Raw genomic sequence first — 10,792 nt, forward strand, 5'->3', positions numbered from 1 at the left:
CTAATAGTGATTAAAAGAGGGGTTAGATAACATGAACACAGAAAAACTACGCACTATCTTCGCAGAAAGTCTAAATATAGATGAATCACTTGTTACAGATGATCTAACTTATAATAGCATCCCTGAATGGGATTCGATTGCTCATATGGCACTTGTGGCAGAAATCGATGATCAATTTGACATAATGCTTGATACAGATGATGTTATTGATATGAGTTCATTTGCTGAGGCGAAAAGAATATTAACGAAGTATGAGGTTGAATTTTAATGTTATTGAAAAAAAAAGTAGCATTTGTTACTGGAGCATCTAAAGGTATAGGTCGAGCCATAGCTTTAGTATTTGCTGAACATGGTGCTAGCGTCATTATAAATGGACGTGATGAAGAAGCATTACGTCATTTAGACCGGGAAATTCAAGATAGGTATGGATGCTCCAGCTTAGTCCTTCCCTATGATGTAACTGATCAAGATGAGATTAAGTCTGCTTTTCGCATGGTTAAAAAGGAGTATGGTCGTCTTGATGTGCTTGTTAACAATGCAGGTATTCTTTCTGATGGATTAATTGGAATGATTCAACCGAGCCAAATGAATCAGGTAATGGATGTGAACGTGAATGCTGCTCTTTATCATATGCAATATGCATCTCGTCTAATGATGAAACAAAGGAGCGGATCGATTGTTAATATTAGCTCCATTATGGGGGTAGTAGGAGAAGTTGGACAGGTCGTTTACGCTGCAAGTAAAGCCGCCATTGTGGGAGCAACTAAGTCTGCTGCTAAGGAGCTAGCCTCAACTAACATAAGAGTTAATGCTGTTGCACCGGGTTTTATTGATACGGATATGACTCGCTCATTGGATGAGGAGAATTATAAGAAACGTTTATCAACTATTAAAATGAAGCGAGCCGGTCAACCAGAAGAAGTGGCGACCGGAGTATTGTATTTAGCTTCAGATATGTCTAGTTATGTGACTGGTCAAGTATTGGGCATTGATGGGGGAATGATTGTTTAAAGAAAGGGATGAACGTATGAAATTCTGGGAATTACAGCCAACGGGACAAATTGCCATCATTGAACAGAATGGACACACTCATACGTACGATGATTTACAAAAACAAATAAACTATTTTACAAATGAGATCGCATCGAATGATAAGAGACTTGGACTTATCCTGTGCCAAAATAGGTTACAGGATATTGTTGCTTATCTTGGTGCATTGCAAAGTGGAGATGCGGTCATGTTGCTAGATGAGAAGGTTCATAAGCCCTTAATAGACACAATCGTTACTACGTATAAGCCAGATTGGATACATGCGGATATACAAGGTGTTCATGCTGACTATGAACAAATAAAACAAAATTTGTTCATTCGAAAAGAAAATGAGGGCCTATCGATTTATCCAGAGCTTGCTGTTTTGCTAAGTACGTCAGGTACTACAGGAAGTGTGAAATTTGTTCGTTTATCCTATTCTAATTTAGAAGCGAATGCAGCATCTATTGCAACGTATTTGCAATTGAATCAAACAGAGCGCCCGCTATTAAGCTTACCTATGCAATATTCTTATGGGCTTTCAGTTATTAATAGTCATTTGAAGGTTAGAGCTACGATGCTTATCAATAATGAAAGTGTGATCTCTAAGGAGTTTTGGCAGAGGTTCAATCAATATGAAGCTACTTCATTTGCAGGTGTTCCATATACATATCAAATGTTACACCGACTTCGTTTTAATCAAATAGAGCTTCCTACATTACGTTCTTTTACTCAAGCTGGTGGCCGACTCTCAGCTAAACTGATTAACTATTTTCAGGAAAGCGCAAAACAAAAAGATGCTCGTTTCTACGTGATGTATGGACAAACCGAAGCGACTGCGAGAATGAGCTATATGCCACCAGAATACCTTCAAAACCATATAGGTTCTATTGGAATATCAATACCAGATGGTGAATTTTCAATAGATGAAAACTCGAAGGAACTCATTTATAAAGGGCCGAATGTGATGTTAGGTTATGCCTTTTCTCGTATGGATTTAGAAAAGGGAGACGAATGTAATGGAGTCCTTTTCACAGGTGATTTAGCTGAGGTTACTAACGAAGGGTTCTATTCTATTATTGGACGAAAGAATCGGTTTGTGAAGCTTTTTGGTTTACGTATTAGTCTAGATGATGTAGAAAAGACGATAGAACAGAAATTTCAACTTGTAGTAGCCTGCACAGGGACAGATGAACGGATGGTCATAGCGATTGAGGAAGGCCATTACCTGGATAAGGTGAAACGATTTGTTGGGGACGTCTATGGTCTTCATCATTCTTCTTATAGCGTCATCATCGTTGAAGCGATTCCGCGTCTCGCGAATGGAAAGGTTGACTATAAACAATTAATGGGGTGATCATATGGGCATTCATAAAGAGCCTTTTATGCTGAGGGCTAATGAAAAGAAAAGAGCATTATTAAATGAATTAAATGAACGTACACATGACCATTTGCAAAAATGTCTGCCCTATCGTAATATGATTCACCATATGTCAGTGTTTCCATGTGCTCACCTGAATGAGCTTCCTTTTTTACCTGTTCAAGTATTTAAAATGCTTGATTTATATTCTGTGCCTAAAGAAAGCATTGTAAAAACCTTAACTTCAAGTGGGACAACAGGCCAACAAGTATCAAAGATTTTTTTAGATAAAGATACATCTGTTAAGCAGACAAAAGCGTTAGCTTCAATTATGACGTCATTATTAGGAAAGAAACGCGTACCGATGATTATTATAGATAGTAAGGGTGTAATTAAGAACCGTCAAGCCTTTAGTGCGAGAGGAGCAGGGATTGTAGGCTTTTCAAACTTTGGAAGAAAGCACTTCTACTTATTAGATGAAGAAATGAATATTGATTGGGGCGGATTAGAAGAGTTTTTAAGGGAGCATAAAGGTGAGGAAATCTTTCTATTTGGATTTACTTTTATCGTTTGGCAATATTTTTTACAAGCTTGTCAGAAGTATAATCGGTTTATTGATTTATCAAAAGGTATTCTTGTTCATGGTGGTGGCTGGAAGAAGCTAAAGGAAGAAGCGGTTTCTAATGAACAGTTTAAACAAGCATTATTTAACCAATTTGGGTTAAAGAGAGTTCATAATTATTATGGAATGGTTGAACAAGTTGGTTCCATTTTTATTGAATGTGAGTATGGTCATTTTCACACTCCAGATTTCGCTGATATTATCGTTCGTGATCCAATGACCTATGACGCTCTTCCCATTGGAGAAAAAGGGCTACTGCAAGTCGTAAGTACGTTACCAAAAAGCTATCCAGGACACAGTCTTTTAACAGAGGATGTTGGTGTTTTGCTTGGAGAAGATACATGCTCGTGTGGTAGATTAGGAAAATTTTTTCAAGTAGAAGGGCGATTACCGAAAGCGGAGGTTAGAGGTTGTAGTGATACAGTTGCATACGACCAGAAGGGAGCGAGAGGATGAACGTTTTATTTCCAAAGGAATTAAATATAGATTGGAAAGAATATATTCAAGAAATGTCCTCTATCCCTGTATTGAAGCCTTTTTCTCCGGTTGTGTTAGATTTCTTACAGGACTTATCTCGTGTTTTAATGAAAGATACTGTGATGAGACAATATCCTGACATGGTCGCTTTAGGTTATTGGTTGAGAAAAGCTCGAATTTATGAAATGAGGAAAGAATTCTACAAACAAAATGAAAATAAAGTAATAAAAGCAAGAGGTGCTGTCTTGCACTTTGCTCCGTCTAATGTGGATACTATTTTTATTTATTCTTGGGTGGTTTCTCTATTATCAGGGAACACAAATATAATAAGAGTTTCAAGACGAGAAAATGTACAGCTTGAGCGATTGATTGATCTATTAGTTCATTTACTAGATCAAGGAGATTACGAAGCAATTAAGAAAAGAACATGTATATGTCGATATGAGCATGATGTAAATGTAACTGCATTTTTATCTCAGTATTGCCATTGTCGAGTCATTTGGGGAGGGGATGATACAGTTCGTACGATTCGCTCGATTCCTCTTGCCCCTCTTGCAACAGAACTCGTCTTTGCAAACAGGTTTTCAAGTGCGGTTCTCTCGGCAGAGTCTGTTTTACACCATTCAGAAGAGCAACTAGGGAAGTTGGCACACAATTTTTATAACGATGCATTTTGGTTTGATCAGTTAGCTTGTTCATCACCTAGATTAGTGGCTTGGGTAGGCAAGGATCGAGATATTCTAGAGGCGAAAGATCGTTTTTGGAAAGCTTTGCTACATGAAGTCCATGTGCAAGGATATGCCATTTCTCCAGCTTCTAAAATGCTTCGTACTTCAACAGCTTATTTCTTTGCTGCAACGGATGCGATAGAGAAACTTGAAACTCCTCTTTCAAGTGAAATTATGCGTCTACATACGAGTGATTTATCAGCTACGATCAGAAGTCGACATTGTGGTATGGGGATGTTTATAGAAACAGACCTTGCTCATTTGGATGAATTGATTCCATACATTAGAGATGAAGATCAGACGATTACACATCACGGCTTTGAAAAAGAAGAACTAGTGCAAATGATTGAAAAGTTAAATGGCAGAGGTGTGGATAGACTTGTTCCTATTGGACAAGCCCTGCAATTTAATCATGTTTGGGATGGTTATAATATGTTTATGTACTTCACAAGGGAAATTGATATTTCAATTTAGATAGGAGCGATTTTGTGGAGTTTCTAACGATAAAAAAAGAAGACTTAGAAATGATTCTACGCTGGCGGAAAAGTGAATTTGTAACACGTTATATGTTTACCGATATCGAAGGAGATATGAAGCAACAAGAAAGGTGGTACCGAAACCTACAAAAGGATAGAAATAGTATGTATTGGATTGTTGCTTCGAAAGGCAAGAAGCTAGGTCTTGTATCACTTAATGATATACATTGGTCGCATAAACACGCCAGCTGGGCATTTTATATAGGTGAACCTAAGTATAGTATGATAGCAGGAATGATCGGCCCTCACTTATATAATTACGCTTTTTATGAATTAGGACTCTTAAAGCTAACAGGTGAGGTAATGGAAGGAAATGATGCTGTTCGAAAGATGCACCAATCTCATGGATGTAGAGAGGTCGGTTGCTTGAAGAAGCATATATATAAATACGGTACGTTTCATGATGTATATATATATGAAATGTTAGCAGATGAATGGGAGATGAAGCAAGAAAGGTTCAAAAAATTATTTCCTAAAGTAGAACAAATTTCACCTAATTAATTGGAGAGGGATCCGAAATGAAAACCATCATCATCATCCAAGCTCGCATGGGCTCAAGCCGATTGCCCGGGAAAATATTAAAACCATTAGGGAAGCATCCTGTATTAGAGTATGTCGTTAACCGCTGCAAACAAGTCAATGCGAATAAAGTTATCGTCGCAACATCTACTCTTCCACAGGATGATAAGATTGAACAGTGGTGTAAGCAGCAGCAAATTGATTGCTTTCGTGATTCAGAGCAAGATGTTCTTTCGCGTTATATGGAGTGTGCCAAGTTGTATGAGCCCGATTATGTGATGCGAGTCACTTCTGACTGTCCGTTTGTTGATTATGAAATGGCAAATGAAGTGATTGAGCAGATGAAGCTAGAGCCGGCTGATTACGTGGAATTAAAAGGTGAATTGCCACGGGGATTAGCGGTGGAGCTATTTGCTTGGTCGGCTTTACAATATATTAATCAACACGGTACAGCTGACCGGCATAGAGAGCATGTGACTTATTATGGGTATGAATATGCTGAGCAATTTAATGTGACGACTTATGAAGTGCCTGTAGATAGATGGAAGCCTGAACTACGTATTACATTAGACACGGAAGAAGATTATCAGCTTTGTCAGAGGGTAGCAGAGCATTTTAATGGAGATATGCTTGTTTCAGCAAAAGAAGTCGTGCGTTATTTAGATGAGCATCCCGATGTGGCCAAGTTAAATGCCCATATTGAACAAAAGCCGGTTGTTTAGAAGGAAGTGGGAGGCAAATGAAGGTATGCATACGAGTGGATAGTTCTGAACAAATAGGAACAGGTCATGTATTTCGTTGCCTTACTTTGGCGAAACAACTGCGTGATCAAGGCTCTCATGTGACATTTGCGCAAAGGGTACAGAATGGAGCTTTGCTTTCTTATTTACGTGAGCAGTCATATGAAATCATTGAGCTTGATGGTGCAAGTGATTGGGATGAAGAGAAGGATGCCGATCATTTTTTACAACAGATTGATAAAGATTTCGATTGGATTATAGTCGATCACTATCAGCTATCTCATGTTTGGGAGACGAGAGTAGGAAATGGTTTACAGGCTCGAATAGCTGTCATTGATGATTTAGCAAATCGAAAGCACGATTGTGAACTTTTATTAGATCAAAATTATTTTCGTCATTATGAAAATCGCTATATGAAGCTCGTTCCAGATCATTGTAAGCTGTTTTTAGGACCTGCTTACCTTTTATTACGTGATGAATTTAAGCATGTGAAGCATAGCTCTTTCGGCGATAAGCGGATATTAGTCTTCTTCGGCGGAAGTGATCCAACAAATGAGACAGAAAAGGTTCTTCTTGCGTTAGAACAGAGTGAGGTAGAAGGTTGGGGAGTTGACGTTGTCGTTGGAACGGCTAACCCAAATCGAGACAAGATTCAAAAGGAAGTAGCTCGTCTAGGGTATCATTATCACTGTCAAATTGATTATTTAGCTGACTTAATGAGTCGGGCGACGTTTTCGTTTGGTGCTGGTGGAGTTACGATGTGGGAGCGTTGCTATGTTGGTCTTGCGTCCTATGTGACAATCGTAGCGGAGAATCAAAAGCAATCAACAATGGACGTAGATGCTTTTGGAGCCGTTAAGTTAATCGGCTGGCATGATGACGTAGGTGTCGAGGAATATGTTCATGCACTACGTGAGGCTTTTAACCACGAAGAAGGTTTAAAGGACATACGGCAGAAAGGCTGGGACTTACTTAAAAGTTCGCGCAAGAGTGATATCCATCCATTTGTTGTTGAAATGTTGAAATGGAAATCGAATGAGAGGTGATGAGAATGAAACAGTTTCATATTAATGGCCGGGAAATTGGTTCACATACAGCGCCATTTATTATAGCTGAAATGTCTGGTAACCATAATCAGTCGCTTGAAAGAGCTTTATCGATTGTGGAAGCGGCTGCCACCGCTGGCGTTGATGCTGTGAAGCTTCAGACGTATACAGCAGATACGATGACTCTTGATGTAAAGGAAGGGGCCTTTTGGATTGAAGATGATTCAAGCCTTTGGAAAGGCAATTCTTTGTATCAGTTGTATCAAGAGGCTTATACGCCATGGGAATGGCATGAAGCGATCTTCAAACGTTGTGAAGAGTTGGGGGTCATTGCATTTAGTTCGCCTTTTGATGAGAGTGCGGTTGATTTTCTTGAATCGATTGGAGCCCCTGCTTATAAAATTGCCTCGTTTGAAAATGTTGATTTACCGCTTATACAAAAAGTCGCAGCAACAGGTAAACCTGTCATCATATCAACAGGAATGGCAACAGCAGCGGAAATTGATGAAGCTGTTCGTACAGCAAGAGAAGCTGGATGTGAGCATTTAGCTTTATTAACGTGTACGAGTACATACCCAGCGACTCCAGAAAATACGAACTTAAAAACGATGCCACATATGAAGGATTTATTTCAATGTGAAGTGGGACTCTCAGATCATACGATGGGTGTAGGAGTTGCGGTTGCAAGTGTTGCGTTAGGTGCAACAGTAATTGAAAAGCACTTTACATTGTCACGAGCGGATGGTGGAGTCGATTCTGCATTTTCTATGGAGCCGGATGAAATGGCGTTGCTAGTATCTGAGACGAAGAAAGCATGGCAAAGCTTAGGTGTGATTCATTACGGGCCGACGACAGCTGAAAAGCCGTCCTTAAAGCATAGGAGATCGTTATATTTTGCTGAAGATCTGAAGGTTGGAGAAACATTAACGACAAAAAATGTTCGAGCTATCCGTCCGGGGTTAGGTTTGCCGACAAAATACCTTGACTTCGTTATGGGTAAATGTGTAAGACAAGCTGTGAAAAAAGGTCAACCCGTTTCATTTGATGTGTTGATGGAAGAAGGAGAATCAGAATCATGAATGTACTTGTAACAGGTGGAGCTGGCTTCATCGGTCGTTGGGTTGTGAAAAGACTGTTAGATGAAGGTCACCAAGTAACGGTTTTAGATGACCTTTCCAATGGTCAGGAACGTAATATTGAAGAGTTTCGTCCACATCCTTGTTTCGTTGAATTTGTTAAAGGTGATTTAAAAGATGAGGAGCTATTAACAAAGCTGTTTGCAGGTAGTGAGTTTGAGCTTTGTTATCATTTAGGGGCATCTATTAATGTACAAGATTCGATCGATGACCCACGTACTACGTTTAATAACGACACGGTTGGGACGTTTTATATGATGGAGCAGTGTCGAAAGTATAATGTAAAAGTGGTCTTTATGAGTACATGTATGGTATATGATCGTTGTTTGGATGAAGAAGGGATTACAGAGGAACATCCAACGAAGCCAGCCTCTCCTTATGCAGGTGCAAAAATTGCAGCTGAGAATATGGTCTTATCTTATTATTATGCGTATGATCTTCCGTGGTCGTTGTCCGTCCCTTTAACACATATGGTCCCTATCAGAAAACAGGTGGTGAAGGTGGCGTGATCGCTATCTTTATTAAGAAAAAACTAGATGGTGAAAACCTGAATATTTATGGGGATGGTACGCAAACACGTGATTTGCTTTATGTGGAAGATTGTGCAAGATTTGTAGTAGATGCGGGGTTTCATGATGCTGTGAACGGAGAAATTGTAAATGCTGGATTAGGAAAAGACATTACGATAAATGATTTAGCCTATCAAATTGTTGGTGATAAGCAGCGAATTAAACATGTAGAGCATATCCACCCTCAAAGTGAAATTCAGAAGCTGCTCTGTAACTACAAGAAAGCTTCCAACCTAATGAATTGGCAGCCAGAGATTTCATTAGAGGAAGGTATTAAGCGCACGGAGTCATGGATTAAAGAGGGACACCTTGATGGTTAAATTGGCAATTGATGGTGGTGCACCAGTGCGTGATTCTTTTCTTCCTTATGGGAAGCAATCAATTGATGAGAAGGATATTGAGTCCGTTCTGTCGGTCATTCGTGGTGCAATGATTACGCAAGGACCGATGATTGAAAGATTTGAGGGGAAAGTGGCCGAATATGTAGGGGCAAAATACGCTGTTGCGTTTTCCAATGGAACAGCTGCTCTTCATGCGGCTTATTATGCAGCTGGATTAACAAAAGGCGACGAGGTGATCACAACTCCGATCACGTTTGTTGCAACTTCAAACGCAGCCTTATATGTTGGAGCGAAACCGGTGTTTGCTGATATTGATGAATATACGTATCAGTTATCTCCTAATCAAGTAGAGAAGAAAATAAATGTAAATACGAGAGCAATCGTTTCAGTAGATTTTGCCGGTCAACCGGTTGAGTATGACCGCTTTCGTGATTTAGCAAAAAAGCATAACCTCGTTTATATTAGTGACGGAGCTCATTCTCTAGGGGCACAATACAAAGGAAAGCCAGTTGGGACTCAAGCAGATATGACTATGTTTAGCTTTCACCCTGTTAAGCCTGTGACGACAGGAGAAGGCGGGATCATTGTGACAGATAGCTCTGAATATGCAGAGCGTTTAGAATTGTTTCGTTCTCATGGAATAAAAAAAGATGGGTTATTGGAATACCATGGTCCTTGGTATTACGAGATGCATGATCTTGGGATGAATTATAGAATGACAGATATACAAGCAGCACTAGGGTTTACTCAAATGGATAAATTGGATTCGTTTATGAAAAGAAGAAGAGAGATTGCTACAATCTATACCAAGTCTTTCATTGAGGAGATAGGAATTGAGATCCCGACAGTTCATGCTGACGTGTTATCTGGTTGGCATTTATATATATTAAGGTTTAACAGCCAATGCTTTTCTGTTGACAGGAAAGCCATTTTCGAGGCACTTAGAGCTGAAAATATCGGTGTTCATGTCCATTATATACCTGTTTATTTACAGCCTTATTATCAACAGCTTGGGTATCATGCTGACTGCCCAAATGCGAATAACTGGTATGAAGAAGTCATAACGTTACCGATCTTTCCGTCAATGACGAATAAAGATGTAACTGACGTCATTGAAGCTGTGAAAAAGGTGTATTATCATTATAGAGTTGAGGCTTAACGAATATCGTTAAGCTTTAGACCGTAGACAAAACGCCTTTGAGATATGATTCTCAAAGGCGTTTCTACGTTATTTCGTCTGTTTTTTGTTGGTGACACTGTGGGACGCTTATACGGCATGACAGCTTTGGCTTCTTCGTCTTGAAGTTTCTTCGCAATACTTGGAGTCTTGTATCCGGCATCTACCACAACAACCTGCGGCTTCAATACTTGAACGTCCTTTGTCAGAAGAATAAAGATCTTTTACTAAATCGTAGATAAAGTTAAACTTCAACGATTGATTTAACTTCGAACAAGGTGGTCTTCTCGAACTAGCTTTTCAATCCAAACCATCTCTGTTTGCATCATCCGATTATCTTTCAACTTGTTAGACATCATTGTCCATTTTTATCAATTAGATTATAGAAAAAAATGGACATCTATCTCTTTTGGAGGACGAAAATTTTATTTTTTTCACTAGAAAAAGCGGACGGGATGGGAGGGCCGACTCCTGCAGGAGGAAAGGGCAGGTTGAAATCCACCGGCGCAGTC

10 protein-coding genes and 2 pseudogenes are annotated in these 10,792 nt (G+C 39.4%); 11 read left to right on the forward strand and 1 reads right to left on the reverse strand.

Annotated elements, in window-relative coordinates:
• The first annotated feature begins 31 nt into the window (after positions 1–31).
• From JCM9152_RS16660 to pseC, 11 genes and pseudogenes are all read left to right on the forward strand, one after another.
• On the forward strand, positions 32–268 hold the full coding sequence (locus JCM9152_RS16660) for an acyl carrier protein (RefSeq protein ID WP_035346444.1): 237 nt from the start codon (positions 32–34) through the stop codon (positions 266–268).
• A complete protein-coding gene (locus JCM9152_RS16665) occupies positions 268–1,011 on the forward strand; it encodes an SDR family NAD(P)-dependent oxidoreductase (protein ID WP_035346446.1) in 744 nt (247 codons plus the stop codon). The genes JCM9152_RS16660 and JCM9152_RS16665 overlap by 1 nt, the downstream gene beginning before the upstream one ends.
• A 16-nt stretch (positions 1,012–1,027) precedes the next feature.
• Complete coding sequence (locus tag JCM9152_RS16670; protein ID WP_052016046.1) at positions 1,028–2,386, forward strand: AMP-binding protein; 1,359 nt, start codon at positions 1,028–1,030, stop codon at positions 2,384–2,386.
• Positions 2,387–2,390: 4 nt separating this feature from the next.
• The gene (locus JCM9152_RS16675; protein ID WP_035346447.1) at positions 2,391–3,467 is read left to right on the forward strand and encodes a LuxE/PaaK family acyltransferase; all 1,077 of its coding nucleotides are present in this window, start codon (positions 2,391–2,393) and stop codon (positions 3,465–3,467) included.
• Positions 3,464–4,690: an acyl-CoA reductase gene (locus tag JCM9152_RS16680; protein ID WP_035346449.1), complete on the forward strand. Its 1,227-nt coding sequence runs from the start codon at positions 3,464–3,466 to the stop codon at positions 4,688–4,690. Before JCM9152_RS16675 ends, JCM9152_RS16680 begins: the two co-directional genes overlap by 4 nt.
• A gap of 14 nt (positions 4,691–4,704) precedes the next feature.
• Complete coding sequence (pseH, locus tag JCM9152_RS16685; RefSeq protein WP_035346451.1) at positions 4,705–5,253, forward strand: UDP-4-amino-4,6-dideoxy-N-acetyl-beta-L-altrosamine N-acetyltransferase; 549 nt, start codon at positions 4,705–4,707, stop codon at positions 5,251–5,253.
• A 17-nt stretch (positions 5,254–5,270) separates the two neighbouring features.
• Positions 5,271–5,993, forward strand: coding sequence for a cytidylyltransferase domain-containing protein (locus JCM9152_RS16690; protein ID WP_035346453.1), 723 nt, complete (start codon positions 5,271–5,273; stop codon positions 5,991–5,993).
• Positions 5,994–6,010: 17 nt separating this feature from the next.
• Positions 6,011–7,057, forward strand: coding sequence for a UDP-2,4-diacetamido-2,4,6-trideoxy-beta-L-altropyranose hydrolase (gene pseG / locus JCM9152_RS16695; protein ID WP_035346455.1), 1,047 nt, complete (start codon positions 6,011–6,013; stop codon positions 7,055–7,057).
• A gap of 5 nt (positions 7,058–7,062) precedes the next feature.
• Positions 7,063–8,136 (forward strand): pseudaminic acid synthase, encoded by a 1,074-nt coding sequence (pseI, locus tag JCM9152_RS16700; RefSeq protein ID WP_035346457.1) that lies wholly within the window; start codon positions 7,063–7,065, stop codon positions 8,134–8,136.
• A pseudogene (locus JCM9152_RS16705) lies at positions 8,133–9,082 on the forward strand (dTDP-glucose 4,6-dehydratase). Before pseI ends, JCM9152_RS16705 begins: the two are co-directional and overlap by 4 nt.
• On the forward strand, positions 9,075–10,262 hold the full coding sequence (pseC, locus tag JCM9152_RS16710; RefSeq protein ID WP_035346459.1) for a UDP-4-amino-4,6-dideoxy-N-acetyl-beta-L-altrosamine transaminase: 1,188 nt from the start codon (positions 9,075–9,077) through the stop codon (positions 10,260–10,262). Before JCM9152_RS16705 ends, pseC begins: the two are co-directional and overlap by 8 nt.
• A gap of 201 nt (positions 10,263–10,463) precedes the next feature.
• Here pseC and JCM9152_RS23455 read toward each other — a convergent pair.
• A pseudogene (locus JCM9152_RS23455) lies at positions 10,464–10,639 on the reverse strand (IS5/IS1182 family transposase); the annotation flags it as partial.
• Between the last annotated feature and the right edge of the window lie 153 nt (positions 10,640–10,792).

Source organism: Halalkalibacter hemicellulosilyticusJCM 9152, assembly GCF_000513115.1.
Taxonomy (GTDB): domain Bacteria; phylum Bacillota; class Bacilli; order Bacillales; family Bacillaceae_D; genus Halalkalibacter; species Halalkalibacter hemicellulosilyticus.